The sequence below is a fragment of the Calothrix sp. PCC 6303 genome (genome assembly GCF_000317435.1).
Classification (GTDB): Bacteria; Cyanobacteriota; Cyanobacteriia; order Cyanobacteriales; family Nostocaceae; genus PCC-6303.
In genome coordinates this window covers 1,126,436-1,147,528 of the sequence record NC_019751.1, presented here as the reverse complement: position 1 = coordinate 1,147,528, position 21,093 = coordinate 1,126,436, and the positions used below count along the sequence as shown (strand labels likewise).

General features: G+C 40.2%; 16 protein-coding genes. 3 read left to right on the top strand and 13 right to left on the bottom strand.

The window, feature by feature from the left end; all coding sequences use genetic code 11:
- Nucleotides 1-234: 234 nt before the first annotated feature.
- The 12 genes from CAL6303_RS04700 to CAL6303_RS04645 all read right to left on the bottom strand — a co-directional run bounded on the left by CAL6303_RS04700 (nt 235) and on the right by CAL6303_RS04645 (nt 15,877).
- Nucleotides 235-4,896, bottom strand: a complete 4,662-nt coding sequence (locus CAL6303_RS04700) for a GAF domain-containing protein (protein WP_015196690.1) — start codon at nt 4,894-4,896, stop codon at nt 235-237.
- Nucleotides 4,897-5,075: 179 nt separating this feature from the next.
- The gene (locus CAL6303_RS04695) at nt 5,076-5,549 is read right to left on the bottom strand and encodes a chemotaxis protein CheW (RefSeq protein WP_015196689.1); all 474 of its coding nucleotides are present in this window, start codon (nt 5,547-5,549) and stop codon (nt 5,076-5,078) included.
- Between the two features lie 110 nt (nt 5,550-5,659).
- On the bottom strand, nt 5,660-6,022 hold the full coding sequence (locus tag CAL6303_RS04690) for a response regulator transcription factor (protein WP_015196688.1): 363 nt from the start codon (nt 6,020-6,022) through the stop codon (nt 5,660-5,662).
- Between the two features lie 236 nt (nt 6,023-6,258).
- Nucleotides 6,259-7,446 carry a response regulator gene (locus CAL6303_RS04685; protein ID WP_015196687.1) on the bottom strand — a complete coding sequence of 396 codons (1,188 nt, stop codon included), beginning with the start codon at nt 7,444-7,446 and terminating at the stop codon, nt 6,259-6,261.
- 388 nt (nt 7,447-7,834) lie between these two features.
- On the bottom strand, nt 7,835-8,806 hold the full coding sequence (locus tag CAL6303_RS04680) for a DUF4388 domain-containing protein (RefSeq protein ID WP_015196686.1): 972 nt from the start codon (nt 8,804-8,806) through the stop codon (nt 7,835-7,837).
- A 137-nt stretch (nt 8,807-8,943) separates the two neighbouring features.
- Nucleotides 8,944-9,498 carry a GTP-binding protein gene (locus tag CAL6303_RS04675; protein ID WP_015196685.1) on the bottom strand — a complete coding sequence of 185 codons (555 nt, stop codon included), beginning with the start codon at nt 9,496-9,498 and terminating at the stop codon, nt 8,944-8,946.
- A 165-nt stretch (nt 9,499-9,663) separates the two neighbouring features.
- On the bottom strand, nt 9,664-10,035 hold the full coding sequence (locus tag CAL6303_RS04670; RefSeq protein ID WP_015196684.1) for a roadblock/LC7 domain-containing protein: 372 nt from the start codon (nt 10,033-10,035) through the stop codon (nt 9,664-9,666).
- Nucleotides 10,036-10,090: 55 nt separating this feature from the next.
- Nucleotides 10,091-10,549: a hypothetical protein gene (locus tag CAL6303_RS04665; RefSeq protein ID WP_041739105.1), complete on the bottom strand. Its 459-nt coding sequence runs from the start codon at nt 10,547-10,549 to the stop codon at nt 10,091-10,093.
- Nucleotides 10,550-11,154: 605 nt separating this feature from the next.
- Nucleotides 11,155-12,075 carry an N-acetylmuramic acid 6-phosphate etherase gene (gene murQ / locus CAL6303_RS04660; protein ID WP_015196682.1) on the bottom strand — a complete coding sequence of 307 codons (921 nt, stop codon included), beginning with the start codon at nt 12,073-12,075 and terminating at the stop codon, nt 11,155-11,157.
- A gap of 239 nt (nt 12,076-12,314) precedes the next feature.
- On the bottom strand, nt 12,315-12,728 hold the full coding sequence (locus tag CAL6303_RS04655; RefSeq protein WP_015196681.1) for a DUF3110 domain-containing protein: 414 nt from the start codon (nt 12,726-12,728) through the stop codon (nt 12,315-12,317).
- 475 nt (nt 12,729-13,203) lie between these two features.
- A complete protein-coding gene (locus CAL6303_RS04650) occupies nt 13,204-13,956 on the bottom strand; it encodes a tetratricopeptide repeat protein (protein WP_015196680.1) in 753 nt (250 codons plus the stop codon).
- Between the two features lie 271 nt (nt 13,957-14,227).
- Nucleotides 14,228-15,877, bottom strand: coding sequence for a Ppx/GppA phosphatase family protein (locus CAL6303_RS04645; protein WP_015196679.1), 1,650 nt, complete (start codon nt 15,875-15,877; stop codon nt 14,228-14,230).
- A gap of 414 nt (nt 15,878-16,291) precedes the next feature.
- Between CAL6303_RS04645 and CAL6303_RS04640 the strand changes: the two genes are divergently transcribed.
- From CAL6303_RS04640 to CAL6303_RS31020, 3 genes are all read left to right on the top strand, one after another.
- Nucleotides 16,292-17,173, top strand: a complete 882-nt coding sequence (locus CAL6303_RS04640) for a 4-hydroxybenzoate solanesyltransferase (protein WP_015196678.1) — start codon at nt 16,292-16,294, stop codon at nt 17,171-17,173.
- 209 nt (nt 17,174-17,382) lie between these two features.
- Nucleotides 17,383-18,087, top strand: a complete 705-nt coding sequence (locus CAL6303_RS31025; protein ID WP_015196677.1) for a S1 family peptidase — start codon at nt 17,383-17,385, stop codon at nt 18,085-18,087.
- A 17-nt stretch (nt 18,088-18,104) separates the two neighbouring features.
- Nucleotides 18,105-19,100: a tetratricopeptide repeat protein gene (locus CAL6303_RS31020; RefSeq protein ID WP_015196676.1), complete on the top strand. Its 996-nt coding sequence runs from the start codon at nt 18,105-18,107 to the stop codon at nt 19,098-19,100.
- 200 nt (nt 19,101-19,300) lie between these two features.
- Here CAL6303_RS31020 and hflX read toward each other — a convergent pair whose 3' ends face one another.
- Nucleotides 19,301-21,046 (bottom strand): GTPase HflX, encoded by a 1,746-nt coding sequence (gene hflX, locus CAL6303_RS04630; protein WP_015196675.1) that lies wholly within the window; start codon nt 21,044-21,046, stop codon nt 19,301-19,303.
- Nucleotides 21,047-21,093 lie beyond the last annotated feature (47 nt).

Below are 21,093 nucleotides of genomic sequence, written 5' to 3'. Positions count from 1 at the left end.
GAGAAGTTCTTATTTCTGATTTGACATAGGAGATATTGTTATTAATCAAATAATGTATTTAAGATGTTTTTTACTGTTCGACTTCAAAGAAGAAAATAATTATTTACTAGATAATCTGTTTGTTTAATTAAGTAATAAAATACTTTTAACTAATGTATAAATTGAATATCAAATGAATATCAAAAATTTAGAAATACCACTGCGAGCTAATTAACTCGCAGGGTAATCTAAAATCTAATTCACCTTGAACTTACTTGCACTTGTTAACAATTCCTGTGCCATATCTGACAACTCTTGGAACACATTAGTAATATTACTTGCTTCTAATGAAGTTTTATTTGCCATTTTCGCAATATCCTTCATTGATGCTGTCACTGAAACCGACTGTAACATTTGTCCTTGAGTTGCCTCAGTAATTTGTTGGAGTAATGTACTAATTTCTCCAGTAGCAGAGATCATTGCATTCAAGTTTTGGCGAGTTTCATTAACTAAGTCAGTACCTGCCACAACTTGCTGAATCCCATTTTCCATCGCAATAGAAACTGCTCCCGTTTCTTCTTGGATATCTTGCACCAGCTTCTCAATTTCGATGGTTGCCGCTGCTGACTGACGAGATAACGAGCGAACTTCATCGGCAACAACCGCGAAACCTTTACCGTATTCCCCTGCGCGAGTTGCTTCAATTGCCGCATTCAACGCTAGGACGTTAGTTTGGGTAGCAAAGTTACCAATTAGATTCACAACTTTAGAGATTTTTTGTGATGATTCACTCAATCGCTTAATTTTTTTCGCAGTTTGAGCAACAGTATCACGGATATCTTGAATTGCTTCCACTGTTTTATCCATCGCTGCATCACCAGATTCCACAGTTTCTTTGGTTTGTTGAACAGCTAACTGAACTAACTCAGTGTTACTTACAACTTCTAAGGTAGAATCTGCCATCTGTTGTACTTCAAACAAAGATTCTTGAATTTCCTTAGATTGTTGCTGTGCCGAGTGGGTGAGTGTAGTTAGAGACGCATTACTTTGAGCAGAGGTTTGAGCAACTTGTTGTGCCGCAGCTTGAACTTGGATGACGATTTGTCTTAATGCTTGGAGGGTGTTGTTGTAAGCGTCAGCAATTGTTCCCAGTTCATCTTCTGTGATTGGTGCGCGAACTGTTAAGTTACCATCTAACGCTGGACGCACAGCAGATAGGAGTTTCATGGCACCTTTTTGGAGATATTCCTTGGCTTCCTTCTCTCGTGCAGCCGCTTCAACTACCTGGGCTGATTGGGTTTGCAGTTGTTGGACGTATTCTAGTTGTTGGAGTACAATCCCTAACTGATCGCCAATTCTAGTTAAACAGCTAACTTCCGACTCTTCCCACTCACGGGGTGCCGAGTTTTCAAATGCTGCTAGCATTCCCCAAAGTTTTTGTCCTTGGAAAATTGGCACAATTGCGTAAGCTTTGGCTTGGTATTCATCCAAAGTACGGACGTAGCAGGATGAGAAGTTAGAGTTGTGGATGTCACTGCGAACGTATGCTTTACGCTCACGCAATTCACCACCTTCGGTTCGCATCATGTGAGCATCAGCAAGAACTTTACCTGTTCTAGGTTGCTCGCTGGTAGCAAATAGGCTTCTCATTCCTCGACATTCGCTAATACTTTCTTGCAAGCGGGAAATTTTCTGTTGTTTTTCAACTAATGACACCCATTCATCACCAACCGACTCGGCAACAAACATACCGCTCCAATCAGGGTTGAATTGGTATACCGCAACCCGATCGGTTTGAAATAGCGATCGCACTCCAGTGGTAGCAATGTCAAATACGGTTTCGATGTCTTGGGATTGACGAACTTGATCGATGATTTCCGTTGCTTTGCGATCGCGTTCCGCAGTTTTAGCGATTTTTTGGGATTTTTCTTCTAGTTGCTGCACATACTCTACTTGTTGGAGTGCAGTTCCTAATTTATCGCCAATTCTCGCCAAACACCTAACTTCTGACTCTTTCCAATCACGAGGGGCAGAATTTTCAAATGCAGCTAGCATTCCCCAAAGTTTCTGTCCTTGGAAAATGGGAACAATTGCGTAAGCTTTGGCTTGATATTCATTCAAAATTTTGACGTAACAGGAGGAGAAATCAGAGTTATGAATATCACTGCGAACATAAGCTTTATGATCGCGTAATTGACCACCCTTGGTTTGCTGCATGTAAGTATCAGTAACAGTTTTACCTATTCCTGATTGCTCGCTACTAGCAAACAAGTTTCCCATTCCTTGGCATTCGCTAATACTTTCTTGCAAGCGAGGAATTCTATATTGTTTCTCTAGGAGTGATTCCCACTTATCACCAACAGATTCAGAAACAAATAAACCGCTCCAATCGGGATTAAATTTATAGACTACAACCCGATCAGTTTTAAATAGCGATCGCACTTCCTCTGTAGCATAGTCAAAAATGCTTTCAATATCTTGGGATTGACGAATTTGATCGACGATTATTTCCGCTGCGCGATCGCGTTCGACAGCTAGGGCAATTTCCTGGTTCTTTTCTTCCAATTCTTGGAGATACTGAGCTTGTTGGATTGCCACACCTAATTGATCACCAACCCTCATCAACAAGTTAATTTCATTCTCTTCCCAGATACGGGGTGCGGAGTTTTGATATGCAGCCATCAAGCCCCAAAGAGTTTCACCTTTGAAAATAGGTACAATTACGTAGGCACGCGCTTGATATTGTTCCAAAATCTCAATATGGCATTCAGCATGACCTGCTTCATACATGTCATTTGCGACAAAATACTCGCGGTTTTGGTAGCGTCCACCTTTGGTTTCTTGGAGGTAGCTATCAGCCCAAACTACGTTGTTATCGGGAGTCACCAAACGTACCCAATTTTTAGCTACCGATTCAGCGATAAACTCACCACTCCAATCTGGGTTAAAACGGAATATAACTACGCGGTCTGCTTTGAGTTGCGATCGCACTTCTTTGGTAGTGGAGTTAAAGATTTTATCCAAATCTAGAGATTGGCGAATTGTCTCCACGACTCTAGTCACCGCATTGTCAAGTTCGGCACTTTTGCTAACTTTTTCTGATTCTTCCTGTAACTTTTGGTAGGTTTCAGCCTGTTGAATTGAGACCCCTAACAAAACAGCAATCTGCTGCATCATACTGACATCAAATTCTTCCCAATTGCGGGTTGAGGAATGTTGATAAGTAGCCAGCAAACCCCAAAGCTGATCTTCTTTAAAAATGGGAATCGTCAGATAGGCTTTTGCCTCAAACTGTTCCAGTAATTCCAGATAGCAGGAAGGAAATCCAGCTTGAGAAACATCATTAACTACAAAAGCACCTTTTTGTTTGTAGCGTCCACCCTTGCTATCTTGCATTTCGGTGTCTTTCTCTTTGTAGATGGATGTCAAGCTACGTAGGCTATCACAATGACCATTTTCTTTTAGTAAAGCTTGATCTATTGGCTTTTCTCGGAAAGGTAATGAACCTGGAGCCATCGATTCAGCGATAAAATCCCCACTCCAATCAGGATTAAAGCGATAGACAACAGTTCTATCGGCTGCTAATAAGCGACGAACTTCTGCTACTGTAGTTTGGAGAATCCGATCAAATACCGAAGCATCAGCAGCTTTTTCGGTTAAGGTTTCACCAATTTTTCGGGTTAAAGCCATCAAGCTTTGTTGACGTTCGGCAATACTGGCAATTTTGCGAGATTGAGATTGAGTTTGCTGGAGTGATTCAAATTGTGCGATCGCAACACCCAAATTCACACCAAATTGCTCTAATAATCTCACCTCACTTTCTAGCCACTGACGGGGAGCAGCATTTTGATAAGTAGCTAAGATACCCCATAATTGATTTCCATTAAAGATGGGAACCGTCACATATGAGCGAACTTGAAATTGTTCAAGCATCTCGATATGACAAGGAGCATAACCCATTTTATAGATGTCATCTGCTACCAAGTTTTCATGACGGCGATACCGTCCACCTTGGTTTTCTTGAAGATGGGTATCTTCCCAAATGGTGGTGATTCCAGAGCCTACTAAGGCATTCCAGCCACCCGCCACAGATTCGGCGACATATTCACCACTCCAATCAGAATTAAAGCGATAAACGCTCACGCGATCGCACTGGAAGATTTGCCGTAATTCTTGGGTAGTTGTTTGGAAAATCTTATCCAGATTCGGCGCTCTCTGAATCTTACTGATAACTTTGTTCAGAGATTGATTTTGACTAATTTCCTTATCCAGATTCGTCTTCAGGTGGAATTGTTTGAGATGATTTGTCAGTTCACCCGCTATTTGGGAACCTAGATAAATTTCTAGCTCTTGCCACTGACGCGACATTGAGCAACTTTGAATAACTAATAAACCCCAAACTACTTCATTGAAAGTAATGGGGATGGCTAGGCTTGATTTAACTTGATATTTTTCTAATAATTGTACTTGATAAGGAAATAGATCAGTATTTTCACTGCTTTCAACAATTACAGGTTCGCAATATTCCTCATTAGTTTCTAAACCAAAGAAAATAGCAGCGATATTTTCCCCTACAGTGGGAGTCCAGCCTTTAGTTTTAGACTCAGCTATTACAGTACCAGATTCAGTCGTATCAAAGCGATAAACCAAAGCGCGATCGCAACCAAATTTCTCTCGGATTTCCTGTACAGTTATTCTTGCTAATGCTTCTACATCACTGCACTCATGCATGACTTTTGCAATTCCTGCAAATTTATATCTCCATGCTTGCAGCTGTTTTTCCATAGAATTTGCATCAGGCAAATCTTCGCTAGATAAAGGAGTTATCAAATCCTGATCATAGTTAGCATTTTCTAAATCATGATTTTCATTTAGGTGATGTCCATTATCTTGACTTTCTTGATACACACTAGTCATTCTTAATACCTCAAATAATAAATCTTCGTAAAATTACTGAACTCTTGAACAGTAGATTTATCTAGTCCAGATCAGCGAAAACAAGCCCACCATTCAATCCTGACAAAAGCTTGTATAGTCCGCTTTTGCGCTGCGCCTTCTAACTTCGTTTACTATTCCCAAAACTTCTTCCACAAGTATTAATTATGGAGATTCCAAATAGAAGCTTTAACAATAGCATCAGCGTTAATATTCAAAATAATATCCTCTCCTGAATTAATGAAATAACCGCTCAAAAATTGATTAATTTCTGGAGAAAACAATTCCTCATTAATCGGCTTCATCTGTGCCGAATCAAGGGATTCAATATCTGTCAACTCGCGCACTAATAAACCTAATGATTTTCCCTCAAATTGAATAACGATAGCCATCATTTTGGAAAGGGTTTGATTATAAGAAAATGAGGAATAACCTAACATTTTCTCTAAATCAATCAACCAAAGCATTTCACCTCTCCAGTTGTATATACCCATTACACAACTTTCCATCTGAGGCACAACACATATTTCTGAAAGTGATACTTGTAAAACCTCAGCAATGTTAGCTAGGGGAATGACAGCATTATCCTCAGAACCTAAACTAAAAGTTAAAAACTTTTTCTCTGTTGCTAACACTTTTTGTCCCTATAAATATTTGACTAATCATATTGACGATTAATTATTAGCTAATATTTGTTGTTTCATTTGTCTATTTACAAGCAAAACACCTCTAATTAATTAGCGAATTATCTAATAAGCTTCTGAATAGCTCCCTGCAATTCAGTTTGATCAATAGGCTTCGAGATGTAAGCATCGGCTCCCAACATAGTTCCCCACATTTTGTCAACATCGCTATTTTTAGTCGAACAAAAAATGATGGGTATCTTACTAGTGTTTGGATTATCTTTTAACTCTCGACAAATTTCGTAACCGCTTTTGCCAGGTAAAATAACATCAAGAAATATCAAATCTGGCTGACTATTAGTTAGATGTTCCTGAGCTTCCTCGCTACTTTTAGCACTAATCACTAAAAAGCCTGCTTGTTGCAAGTAACGGCTCAGGATTTCCATATCAGTTAAACCGTCTTCGACAACTAAAACAGTACTCATGGGAATCACCTGTTATTGTATGGAAAAAAGAAAGCGAAAACTTCACGAACTCATACTAGATAAATACAAATATTGTCTTATCTAATTCTGGTACACTAAACTATGAATTGGCTCAGTATAAACACTTAGTTGATATTACTGAATTAATTATGCTTTAGTCTGTGCATTTATTGGAAATTAGGGATAATAATTACTTACTTCCCAATCAAAAATACCTATCGATGACAAAACTTGAATTAAGTATTTTCTAAGCCTGCCCCGTTTTGAGCAGAAACTTGAACATATTTTTTGACTACTGCTAAAACTTTCTCAGAAGAAACAGGCTTACTGATAAAATCGGTAGAACCAACTACTTTTGCACGAACTCTATCTAACAAGCCATCACTACCTGTTAAAATCACAATCGGAGTATTAGCAAAAACAGAAACTCTGCGTAATTGAGCGCAAATTTCGTAGCCACTGGCAACAGGCATCACTAAATCCAAGAAAATTAAATCTGGCTTATTTTCAATCAAAATAGGTAAAGCCTGTAAAGGATCTTGAATCTTGACAAACCTATATTTGTTTGGAATCAAGATTTGTTCCAGCATTTGACAAACTTGAGGGCTATCATCCACACAAGCTATTAATGGTCCTACGGGAACTGCTGCTTTGGGAACAACGGGTTCCTTCTTAATTTCTGTAATTCGCAAAGGTAGATCAGGAACTTCTATCAGCTCAATAATTCCTTTTAAAATATAAGGCAATAAAGAGCGAGTTATCGGCAACACACTTTGCTTCATCTTGAAAGCCAAATCACGTAATGTGTATTTGCCATTCATCGAAGCCACAAAATTTTTGTATATTGCCCCACTAACCTGTTGCTGAAGTTGCTCAGTTCTACGTAATACGGGAGAAGAATCTGGGGAAAAATTTGCCAAACCAGCATCAGACCAACTTTTCCATGAGTCTTGCATTAGTCGCAAAGACATATCCGCACTCGTGAAACTCATGGGTGTTTCTAAAATAACACTCTGACTTCGCTCGAATGTCATGGTAGTGAAGTTAGCCTGCTGTGCTAAATCAAACAACAATTCTGAAAGCGTGCTTTCCACAATTCCATTAATTTGCTCACGCTTAATCTTCTGCTTTTCGTGCAAAATCTCCAGAAGTCTGTAGTCCCAGTAATCCATCTCTACGTCTTCACCACGTAAATGAATCCTATCGACATCAATCTCTGGACAGTATTGAGCCATATATCTGCGCCAGCGGCGAAATGGATGTGTTCCACCTGTACCCCAGACAATTCTACCCAAACGATAGTAAAAAGTCCATTTGTGACCCTTTGTAGTACTGATATCAAGCTTGCCACTATACTGTAACTGGGTGCAAGTTTTAAATTCGTTCAGTAAGTTGTTTGATACCATCAATTCAGGATGGATCATCTTTATTTTCCCTTTTTCTTAAAACGGTCAGCTTTTTAAAATTTAACTAGTTATTTTTAACTAGTTACGTAGAAGCAAATAGGCACATTAGGCAGTAACTGAGAATCTCATGAACAAAATATTAGAATTTTAATGTTCGAGAAAATAATAATCCCAGGCGTTTCGCTCCTTTTTTATAACTAATTAAGGTAGCCATTATGAAATTTTCGACAGAAGTAAAACTATAATCCATGTCTTATATTAAGGTTTGATAATGAGAAACAAAATCAGTATAAATCCTGATTTTACATTAAAGTCTTTTGAAAGAGCAGGAATATCATTAGTTAAATATAATTAACTAGAGGTTAAATTAATTATTTAAACCGATAGAATAACATACAAAAAGTCACTAGTCGGTTACTTTACTTTTTAAAAACCCAGCTAAACTATCGAGAAAAGATTTACTAATTGCAGGTTTTGCGGATGGCAATTCTGTCGTGTTATTTTGAGCATTTCTCCCTGCCAAAATCATATCCCTAGCAGGCTTTTCCGGTAATAATTGATTTTGACTTGGAATATCATTGAAATTGTCTAATTCTAGATCGATAGCTTTATGGATATGATCTATCGTCTCAATTTCCACGTCTCTAATACCTGAATATATCCCAAATACCTCCTCAACTAGATTGCTAACTATTAATCTGAAGGCAACCTGTTGAATTTTTCGCTGGGAAATATCTAACTGCGTGGCTATGTTTTGTAGTGAAGTTTTGCCATCAAGATGTTGTAAAACTTGATTTTCTAGACGTTCTAAGCGATATTTGGGTTCGCCGATAATAGTTGATTTTAATATAGAGGAGATTTCAGGTATTTTTTTTTCTAATGAACTCCAGTCTGTAAGTGCCCTTAAACCTGTTAAGGTAGCTTCGCTTGCAGGAATACTCAAACCAGTCATTTCTGCTTTAGGAAGCGATGCTTGAAAATTAAATTCAAATTGAGCATCCAGAAGTTGAAATAAAGGACTTACTTGGGAAGTAATCTGGTTGCGAAATAATAAATTTAGTTGTTCTGCTTGAAGAACTCCTTGAGATTTTAGGCATAAGCCCAGGGTATGGTTATTTGAGATATTAAAAAGTTTAGATATCGTTTCTATGTTTACCCAGCCGCGCTTGACAATTGCCCGTGCTAAACATCGATTATCTAAAGAATTTGCCGCAGCAATTATTTGACCTTGCTGAAACCAGATATAGGAGTTTTGTTTTTTTTGCTCAAGTTCATTTGAGGAAGGTGTTAGTGTAAGTAATCCTGTTTTATAACCTTCTTCTAAGAATTGAAATAATTCTGGCAGAGAGAATTTTGATAAGTAACCATTAAATGCCATATTATCCTTCTTTAATATCTATTTTTTAAGATAAATTAAGTTTTTATTGGGATGAAGACTTGGAAAGAAAGTAACTAATAGGGGGTTAGATTTTAACTAAAATAATCAATTATTTGTCTCGGATAATTAGTTCAATTTTACACTGATATTTTATCAGTACTAGACGCGTTCATATAATGCTGTACAAGAACTATTAGTGATTGAATTACAGACCCAGTTTTATTTGGGTTAACCATTACAAATGGAGGTCTGGCGGTATCATCTAGATATCCAAGTGCGATCGCAATATTTTCCAAAGACCAGGCACCTGGGCAGTCTGCATGTGTAATAGCGACAATCATGGGAAGTGTTGATATTTGGTTCATGTAAGTAGCAATACGTCTGGCATAACGAAATTCATGTGGACGATTTGCTGGTACTAGGAGGATATATGCATTTGCTCTACGAATTAACATATCCCAAATAAAATTAAATCTTTCCTGACCGGGAGTACCATAGATATGTAATATCATTTCAGGACCAAAAGTTAGTCGTCCAAAATCAAAAGCAACTGTAGTTGATTTCTTTAATTCAGCTGTGTGGTCTGTTGCTTTTTTGTCTGTATCAACAACTTGGATTTCACTAACTGAACGAATAAATGTAGATTTACCAGCTCCAACTGGACCAGTTACTACAAGGCGCATGATTTCCATAGTAATTTACTTCTAAAACTAAATGTGAGTATAAGTTTGCTAAATTAAAAAAGTTTCAAAGCAGAATTTAAAATGGTGCGTGATGCTACGATTTATGCGCCTCTATATACCTCTATATTAGGTTTTGGATTTTAGTAGCGTCACACACCCCACAAATATGATGGATTACATTAAAACTAATTTGAGTTCCGAGACTAAGCGCTTAATTTCTAGCATTAACATACCTTGCTTGGCAGATTCGCTTGCTAGTACGAGTAAAACTGCATCTTCTCCGCAGCTTGTGAGGATACCAAATCCTCTATTACCTTCTACATAGATACGATCTATATTGCCTCTAGATAGTTCAGTACCTATTCTTTCACCGAGTGACAGCATTGCCGCAGACATTGCAGATACTCTTTCATCATCCATTCCACCAGGTAAAACCGCAGCTAAGGATAAACCATCTGGAGAAACTAAAGTTGCTCCTTGAATATCGTTTGTACCGCTGACAAAGTTCTGGAGAATATGTTCAATTTTTACAGCATTGATAGCCATTTCTAAATGTCCTGAGAATATTGTTAAGTGTTAGTAAAATTGAGCTACGAACTTCTTACAAAGCTGTAAATTCAAAAACGTCATGGCTTGCACCTTGAAGTACAGATTCAACATGCTTACCCTGTAAGCGTTTGCCTACGACAGATTCGATTACACCCCAAACTGCACCCATGGTGAAGGTGCATTTTCTATTTGAACCTTGGGCTTCACCAGCAGAACAAAGAGTTTCTGACGTATAAGCTCTAATAATCCCATTTTCTTCGACAATCTTGTCAACTTTGCAAAGACGAGTACCGTCTTTCCCTAAAGCAAAGTTAAGTTTGTCTGCTAGTACATCAAATGGGATTTCTGCTTCTGCTAGCCCTAATTCTTGGGCTAGATTTTTACCGCGAGAGCGTCCTGCTGCGGTGAGCGCGATCGCTGTTGCTTTTTCTCCCAGTGCTTCTTCCATACCAACTATCGCAGATTTGAAGCAGACAATACTACTAAATTCCCCTAGTTCTTGGCGTAACATATGCATTGGTAGTGAACTTAACACTTTAGATTATGCTTCGGTAATATGGTTGCGCCAATAGAGTTTATACGTACAGTTACTTATAGAAATAATGGGTGAGATAAGTATTATTCCTGATGTGCAAACTTTGAATTTAAGTATGAAAATATGTATCGAAGTAAATACTAAATTAGTTACATTTTAATCAGAAATTATTGAGTGATGATTTATTTAATGATTATGCTTAGTATGTATTATTTGTATTTTCTGTAAGTGTGATCAAAATATACACTAACGAGGGGGTACGTTACCTTTGCAAGTTCCCTCCGTTGTGACTAAACTAAAGTCTGGCGCTACAGGTAATAAAGGTTGCCTAGCCTTCGGCGGCAAGCAACACGTCGGAGAATATTTCAAAAGTGATATTGCTTGTTAACGAATGAGAAATATCTATGACTTTGTGAGAACTGGAGAATTTCCCACTAATAGAAATCTACAGAAAATATTTAGAATTCAATCGCCAATAATGAACAATTCTTTTGGAAAATTATTAAGAATAATTACAGTTAATTTGTTTAGGATGGGGGACAGATATGACACCCCATTGTTTCCATTTTTTAAGATTTATTTTATTTCTGATTATTGTAGTTTGTGATGGCAGTTCTGAGGTTATGTTGATATTGAGAAAGAAGTTGCTTACTTGCGTCTTTGTCTAAGCCTGTCCAATACATAGTTAGGGCTAACTTGACATGTTTTCCACTGCTTTCAAGGAGTGAATTAGCGGCATCACGTCCTAGTCCTGTAAGGTCTTGGAGGATTCGCAAAGCGCGATCGCGTAATTTCTGATTCGTTACTGCTACGTCCACCATGCGGTTCCCGTAGACTTTACCAAGGCGTACCATTGTCCCTGTAGAAATGATATTTAGGGCGAGTTTGGTGACAGTTCCGGCTTTAAGTCGGGTAGAACCTGCTAATATTTCGGGTCCGGTGATTAAGCGGATATCAATATCAACGTTAGCCCTAACTTGTGATGAGGGGACACAGGCAATGAATACAGTGGTGGCTCCCCGTGATTTTGCTGCTTGTAAAGCACCGTGAACATACGGAGTTGTTCCGCCAGCTGTGATGCCAACAACTACGTCATACTGACCGATTTTTCGATCAGCGATCGCACTCGCGCCGTCATCGGCATTATCTTCTAAATCTTCGGAACTACGAACTAAAGCACCTGCACCCCCGGCGATGATTCCCTGTACTAATTCCGGTGGTGTGCAAAAGGTGGGGGGACATTCGGCAGCATCTAAAACTCCTAATCTACCTGAGGTTCCAGCCCCGATATAGAATAATCTGCCTCCGTGACGCATTCCGGCGGCAGTGCGTTCGATGGTTTCGGCTAGTTGTTCCTTGGCAAGTGCGATCGCGTCAACAGTTTTTTGGTCTTCCCTATTAAATAATTCTACTAATTCCAATGAACTTAGCTGGTCTAAATTGACACTATCCGGATTTACCTGCTCAGTGACTAGGTGTCCGCGTTCCTCTAAATTTGTCATATCATTTTTTGTTGCTGACTTCCTCAAACAGCTATGTGTAGTACAGTTCGGCGCGAATAAAGCTACCATATTCTACGAGAAGCCGTTACCCTAGCGGGAACGCTAAGAGCGAACGCGTCTACGAGATGGCTATAAAGCTTATAGAAAGGTCTTTATTCCTTCTGCCTTGTGCCTACTTACTTCTGCCTTCTTGTATTAGGTTGCTAGGGTATGGGAAAAACCGATACCCAATAACCAAATTAAAGCAATCCTTCGAGTTTACTACGGATACTATCCAATTCTGAATCTGAAAATTGTGAATCGTCTGCTGGCAAAGTTTGATCACTAGGACTAATATTTTCATCTTCGTCTGCTTGCCAGTTGGTTTCCTCGACATTTATTTCTGGAGGAATAACCAAAGCACCATCCGCTGGTACTATTTCCCAGTCGTAGTTGGCACTTTCACAAAATCCTTTAATTTCTTCAGCGTCCATAGCTTCCACCGTGGGAACAAGAAAATCTTGAGCTTCTAATTGGAGTGCGAAACGTTCAGCATCGTCTTGAGATTCAAACATCAGAATCTTATCACGACCAGCTTGGTGAATTGTGTGGATTCCTTCGTTTTCAGTCCGAGCATTAAAAAGTAATACAAAGACACGCATTGGTGTGATCATTATTCCCTTTTTTTAATTAACTTACTAATATTAGGGTTTTGGGTGGTGTCAGGGGGTGTTTATTAATAAAATATTAAGTAGGGAATGGGGAACGGAGAACAGAAAATTATACTTTTATCCTTGGGAGTGAAGATATTCTGTCATCGAGACTGGCTACTGTCTAAAGGTTGAAACCCTTGCTTGGAATGAGAAAGCGAAGGCAAATAACCGTTTGTCCCTACTTGATAACTGGTAAAATCCACAGAGTTACAGCAGATCTTATCTTAGGGACTTCCGGAAAATAAAATATCCTGTGGTTTGGGCATCTTGCCCGAAAAAACAGGCAAGATGCCTGTTCCACAACAGAAAATTGGATAATTATTTAATTGGAAGTCCCATAGCAGGCAAGATGCCCAAACCACCACACTTTGATTCTTGATTTCTGTACTAGTCCCTACATGTCCGATTCTTTTTTTCAAATCGGCGTTACTGCATATTATGATGGTAAGCTGATTAATTCTTGAAAATTCTTGTTTTGGCGGACTTTAGCAAAGTCAGCATCGGTTTTTGCTTGTTTTTGGTTCTTGATTGGGGCAATTTTGACTGCTTTTTTGAGGCTTTCTACGGCTAAATCTACGTTATTTTGTAGAGCATAGGCACAGGCTTTATTGTAATAGGCTATATCTTGTTTGGGGTTGAGGGCGATCGCATGATCGTAAATAGCTACTGCTTCTTGGTAACGTTGCAGTTTTGCTAGGCTAATTCCCTGATTAATCCAAGCTTCATATTTATCTGGTTTGATGCTTAAGGCTTGACGGTAGGAAGCGATGGCATCTTTGTAGCGTTGGGATGCCATGAGTGCGTTTCCCCGATTGTACCAGGCTTGATCCGCTTTGGGCTGAAGATTAATGGCTTTGTCGTAGGATGCGATCGCGTCTGCGTATCGTTGTAGACTAGCTAAGGCATTTCCCCGATTAATCAATGCTTCCGATTTACTCGGCTGTATTTGCAGGAGATGATCGTAAAGTGCGATCGCTTTTTGGTAATCATGTGAATTTAGCAGGTTATTTGCTTGCAGAAATAGTTGTTCTGCTTGCTGTGCTATTTTTACTTGCTGCACTAACTCTGTAACGTTTGCCTCTTCTACAACCTGCTTCAAATTGCTTTTAGGGGAACTGTTTAAATTCACACAACTAGACAGCAACAGGTGAATGACCATTGAGGTTACAAAGTAACGGTAAGAAACCATTTTGCGCCTGGAAAGTTTACGAACTGAATTTTAAGACTCATACTATTTTGAAAACAGTTCAAGTCAAGAGGAATACATTTTTGTGAATTGTAACTATATGGCAAAAGTTAAGTGATAAAAGTTCAGTAAGATCAAAAATATCAAAATTTTACATTCAGGTATATAGTATATTGGAAGAAAATTTATACAATAAGTGGCTTACGGGAAAATCAGATATATCCCCGACTTCTTGGAGGAGTCGAGGATCGGGAAAAACTTTTGCGGTATTTCCCTAATTCAAGGAAATGACAGTAGGTTTTAAAACTGCAATTACTTTAAGATTAAACTCGTTTTCAAAGACTTCCTTATTGTAATCTAAGCTCCAAAGTTCCAAAGAGCAATCATCATTAGGATGATTAGCATGAACATGTAGCTTTAATTCATTTTTTCCTCGATTAATATCACATTGAACGCGAGAAATAGCGCCTATTTGACGGCGATCTAGTGCTGTTGCTAATCTTAGAATTGCACTGAGATGATCGATCATGGTGCGATGTTCTTTGTTAACCAAAATTCGATAATTTTCGTGCTTTTTCTTGGGTGGAGATTTGCGATGATAACGGGCAATATTCGCAATAATTTCAATTTCAGTTTCTGTATAACCAAGTAATTCGCCGTTGCGAATTAAATAGTAAGAATGTTTATGATGGGAAGAATGATTGATATAGTGTCCACAATTGTGGAGAATTGACGCAGACCAAAGTAATTGACGTGCTTCCGAATTCCAATTGTGGAGAATTCCTTGAGTTTGATCAAAAATACTAATAGCAAATCCTGCTACGCGATCGCTATGCTGGAGATTCACATGAAATTTCTTGGCGATTTTGAGGACACTGCGCTGTCTAACTGAACCTTGGTAGCGTAACCTGTCTTCAATTAAACCGTGGGTTAGCATCCAATCTACCACCACGCCTTCTCGAAGCGATCGCTCACACACACAAATGGTTTGTAATCCTAATAAAGTCATCGCTTCTTGGAGAATCACCGCACCTGCTAAAATCACCTCAGAACGTTTATCGGGCATCCCCGGAACTTGAGCGCGTTCTGAATTGGTCATTTTTCTGAGTCTATATACCCATTCTCGCAAATCTCGCAGTGAAAATTGATACCCATTCAAAGTTGTGGGAATAAAACCCAAATGCTCGCGGGCATGAATTCCTGCTATTGTCTCAATAGTTCCTGCTGTCCCCACCAAGCGCGGTGATTCCCCAAATTGAAGGTTTGCCATCACTTCCTCAATAGAGCGCTCTAGCATCCCCCTAGCATAAGCCTGGAGGTATTCAAATTCAGTATCACAAATCGGGTCAGTAGTAATTAATTCACTTGTAAGCCTAACTGCACCAATTTTGGTACTAGTTAATGTCCTTTCTTCGTGGCTATCACCCAAAATAATTTCAGTGGAACCACCACCAATATCAATAATCGTATGGGGTTGGTTATTAAATTCCATCCCCGATAACACCCCTAAATAAATCCTTCTCGCTTCCTCATGTCCAGAAATCAAGTCTACATGTAAACCAGTTTCGACTTCGATTTGTTGGAGAAAATCCTTCCCATTCGGTGATTCCCTCACAGCACTGGTGGCAACCGCAACAATAGTTTCCACATTCATGGTTTTGGCGACTTCTTGAAATCGACGCATTGCAGAAATTGCCCGTCGCATAACTTCTGGTTTAAGGTTTCCAGTTGTTAAATCACGATCACCTAATCGAACTGTTTCCTTCTCACGGGCAATAATACTAAAAGATGGTAACGTCGGTTCAATTTGGACAATCACCATATGTAACGAATTAGTCCCCAGATCAATAGCAGCGATAATCCGATGAGGATTTGCCGTTGGAACCGCAAGACTTTCCCAGCTAGCTGAAATTAAATCCACCATGTAAGTGTTCTCTCTGTTTTGGATGCGACAAAATTGTATTTAGGGAAACATGAGGCAAAAGTCAACGAAGAATAGAGGAGTCGGAAGCACAGAGAAAACTCTAAATTAGTATAAATTCGTGTGGTTGTACAGAATTACTATCGCATGGGGTTTTATCATACTCAGAACGGTTAAAAATTCAACTTCTCAAAAGGCTATTAAGGTTTATTTAATTGTCTTTTGGCTAACAGCTAACAGCTAATAGCTAACCGCTTCTCTCATCTCTCCTTTCTCCCTGCTTCCTGCCCCTCTGCCTCCTATTGAGTGTATCTAAAGTTGCCACCTATAACTCTGATCCTACAGATAGCAAATAAAGTTATCCTATACGTGTGAAGATGTATTAAGTTAAATTGTTTTGAAGAATTCGCACCATCTATGTTGACCCAGCCTGAAAGCAATCAACAACCTGTTTTGCCCGCAATTATCCAGCTTTTGCGCTGGCACAAGCCCGAAGGTAGATTAATTTTGATGATTCCGGCACTGTGGGCGGTTTTCCTGGCTGCTGGGGGCAAACCACCACTGCCTTTGGTAGGTGTGATAGTTTTGGGAACTTTGGCTACCAGTGCAGCGGGATGTGTGGTAAATGATCTTTGGGATCGAGATATAGATCCGGAAGTTGAACGCACACGCGATCGCCCTTTGGCTTCAAGGGCATTATCTTTGAAGGTGGGGATTGGTGTGGCGCTTGTCTCGATGGTATGTGCAGCGGGACTTGCTTTCTATCTTAACCGTTTATCATTTTGGTTGTGTGTAGCGGCTGTTCCCGTAATTGTCTTATATCCAGGCGCAAAACGGGTATTTCCTGTACCTCAGTTGGTGTTGTCTATTGCTTGGGGATTTGCAGTTTTAATTAGTTGGAGTGCTGTCACCAAAGATATTTCCCAACCCACTTGGTTACTGTGGGGGGCAACGGTGATGTGGACATTGGGTTTTGATACAGTTTACGCCATGAGCGATCGCATTGATGATCAAAGGATTGGAATTAACTCCAGTGCCTTGTTTTTTGGTAAATATGTGGTGAGTGCGATCGCGTTTTTCTATGTAGCTACTATTGGCTTACTTGCTGATTTAGCTATAGTTATCCATCTCCATTTTGCCTTTTGGATCAGTTTAGCGATCGCCCTTTGTGGTTGGGCTTGGCATATCGTACGTTTAAATCAGGAAAATTTACCCAATCCAGTTTATGGGCAAATGTTTCGTCAAAATGTTTGGATTGGTTTTATTCTTCTGATAGGGATGATTATTGGGTGTTTTTAAAATTCATGTAAAAATTAGCTTTATCTGTGACATTCAGTATATTCTGCTAGATAAACCATATCTTTTTTGAGAACCATAGTTTTAAAAGTAGTGGGAGCATCTTGCTCCCGTATTTGCAGTAGCGGGCAAGATGCCCGCACTACTCCAGGTTTCAAAATGGACGAGGTTTAGCTAAATCTATTTTTTAATTGCTATCTAAAACAGCATTTATGAGAAATCTCTCGATCCTGAATGCCGCACTCATTGGGACATCAATTGTCCTTATTCAACCACACATCACAATTGCCGCCATCTCTGCCGTTGATATCAATAAAATCGCCACAGCTATCACCGTCAAAATAATCGATGCCGAAAACCCAACTAATTCTGGTTCGGGAGTAATAATTAAACAAACAGGCAACACCTACACTGTATTGACTGCTTTGCATGTTGTCAAAAAAGGGGGAGTCATCAACACCAAAACTCAAACCCTAACTACACCCGATGGCAAAAGCCATCAACTCAAAAATATCCAGCAGTTAAAAAATAAAGATATCCCAGGCTTTGATTTAGCTACAGCCGAATTTAGCAGCAATCAGCAATATACAGTGGCAAAAATTGGCAATTCAGATAATGCAGTTAGCACCACAACTGTATATGTAGCCGGTTTCCCAGCCAGAACAGGAACCCTAAATGACTCTGATTTATTTCTGAATACTGGTATAGTCAACGCCAACGGGAGAGCGCAACGGGAAGGCTACAACCTATTTTATAGCAACGATACACTCCGAGGGATGAGCGGTGGAGCCGTACTCAATGATAGCGGGGAATTGGTGGCGATTCACGGCAGAGTAGATGAGCAGGGAGGAAATGAAAAAAGTCAAGCCAAGGTACTTACAGGTGGTGGCCGATTTATTCGGCATTGCGGCAACTGATAGCAGTGGGGATTGATGTGGGAGTGAAACCACCGGATGTGGTGGCAACTGCATTGAAACCAGATGATTTCTTGATTAAAGGGAATGAGAAATATGAGAAGAAGGATTTTCGGGGTGCATTAGCTGATTACAGCGAAGCAATTAAACTCGATCCCAACTATGCCAATGCCTACGGAAACCGGGGTGCTACCCGCAAAGAATTGGGAGATAAACAAGGTGCATTAGCCGATTACAACCAAGCTATCAAAATTAATCCCAACTATGCCAATGCCTACGGAAACCGGGGTGCTACCCGCGATGAGTTGGGAGATAAACAAGGTGCATTAGCCGATTACAACCAAGCCATCAAAATTAATCCCAACGATGCCATAGCCTACAACAGGCGGGGTTATTTCCGCTACGAATTGGGAGATAAGCAAGGGGCAATAGCTGATTTAAACCAAGCCATCATAATTAATCCCAACTATGCTGATGCCTACAACAGCCGGGGTTATGTCCGCTACGAATTGGGAGATAAACAAGGGGCAATAGATGATTTAAACCAGGCATTAGCTGATTACAACCAAGCCATCAAAATTAATCCCAACGATGCCCAAGTCTACAGCGGGCGAGGTTATGCCCGCTATCGATTGGGAGATAAACAAGGGGCAATAGATGATTTAAACCAAGCTATCAAAATTAATCCAAAGTACAGAGATGCAATTATTTTTATCGGTTTAATCAAATATGAGGATGGCGATAGAGAAACAGCAATTAAACAATGGCAAGAAGCGATTACAATTGATCCAAAATCCGCAGAGCCATTACTGGCGTTATCTACAGCTTTACACAAAAAAGGACAGCGACAACAAGCTGTAAATATGGCAAAACAAGCTTTAACTCTTGATAAAAGCTTTGCTGATGAGGCATTTCTCAAGAAAAAGTTGTGGGGTGTGCGGTTGATTATTGATGCGAAGAAGTTGTTAGCGACACCTGAAATGCGAGAATTTTTATCTAAGAGTAACCCAACATAATATATTTCGTGGAGAAGGAAAGCATCTTATACCAATTTAAAGATGATAAATTACCAACAAGATCATGTTGGGTTACGGCGGAATATATATTGTCGTTTTGATTAAAAATCAATTATCCACCTAACCCAACTTACGAGACTTTGTTAAGAAATATACAAATATGGAGAGACGCGATGTATCGCGTCTCTACGGAAGAAATCCTATCCATTCAAAGCTGTATAATGAACCAACTGAGCAATCCGCTGCCGCAGGGTTTCTAAACCCAGACGTTGTTTAGCAGATATGAACACTGCCATGGGGAATTCTTCCCGTGCGATCGCTAATCTATCACTATCGGCTTCATCGATTTTATTAAAGATCACCAAAGCTGGTCCCGGTGTCACTGGCATTTCTGCTAAGATATCCCGTACAGCGCGAATGTGACTTAACCACGCAGGGTGAGATAAATCCACCAAGTGTAGTAAAGCGTCTGCTTCGGTGACTTCCTCTAAGGTGGCACGGAAAGCATCCATCAAAGCATCAGGTAGTTCGTGGATGAATCCCACTGTATCTGTCACCAAGATTTCTTGGGGTTTATTTTCTACCACATCGGGAACTACCAAACGGCGGGTAGTGGGGTCGAGGGTAGCAAATAATTGGTCAGCGGTGTATACTTCTGCGTTAGTTAGGGCATTTAACAGGGTTGATTTTCCGGCGTTAGTATAACCCACCAAAGCCACCGAAGGAATTTCTTCATGTTGTCGTCGTTGCCGCAATCGGGAACGATGTGCTTGGAGTTGGTTAACTTCTTGCTGTAACCGTGATATGCGCTTTTGAATGGTTCGGCGTTCAGTTTCTAGTTTAGTTTCCCCAGGTCCCCTGGTACCAATACCACCCCCTAACCGTGACATCGCCTCACCCTTACCCCTCAGACGTGGCATGATGTATTCTAGTTGTGCCAACTCAACTTGGAGTTTCCCTGCGCGGGATTGGGCGCGTTGGGCGAAGATATCTAGAATAACTTCGGTGCGATCCACTACACGGATACCGATTTGGTTTTCTAAGTTTCGGGCTTGGGATGGGGACAGGTTACGATCAAAAACCACCAAAGTCGCACCAAGAGTTTGCGCTGCCAGGGCGATTTCTTGGACTTTTCCCTCCCCCACAACTGTTTGGGGATGGATGCGGTTTCTTTTTTGGAGGATTGTTTGTAAAACTTCACCCCCAGCAGTATCAACTAACCGCGCCAACTCTTCAATCACATCTTGAAAGCGTTGTGGTGAGATACCATCAGTTACTACCCCTACAATCACTACGCGATCGCTCTTACTGTCAACCTCTTGCGCTACATACTCTCGCCGAAATTCTTCTTCTAATCCTTCCACCAAGTCCATGAAATCTTGATCGGAAATCTCATCCAAACTCATGGGTGGGGAAATCTGCCAACTTGGTGTTGCTAAGGCATTTCCTTCATCTGTAATGGAAACACCGCTAGTAATTAGGACACGGGATAATTGGGCATTAAGATGTGCCAAATATACATCTTTAACATAGCCTGTAGCGCCACCGCCACGTTTTGTGAATCCTGTTCCTGTAATATTTAACACAACTAAAGCATCAAGACGCTGCATCGCCATTGCCGTTAAAGCCGCATCACTGGGCAGTTCTGCCTTTAGTTGGGTAGATATACAACGGATACCACTAAGTCGTTCTGCACCGTATCTAGGCAATTCTGAGAGGGGAATTTGGGTTTGACGTGGAGTACCTATTCCGACCCGAATCACCTGTCCCCGACGGTTAAGATAGGCACATACGGGTTGTTTGATATCAGTACTTATGGCAGCCAAGCGCTCGGAAAAATCGGACGTGGTGATGCGATCGCCCGGTACGCGCTGGTGGTAAAGCCGCTGAAGGTGTTTCAGCTGGCTGGTCTTTAAACCTTGGAGATTACCAAAAATAGTCTCGATAGGCGTATCTAACCAGTGAACTGGTCCTCGAATGCTGATATGTCTAT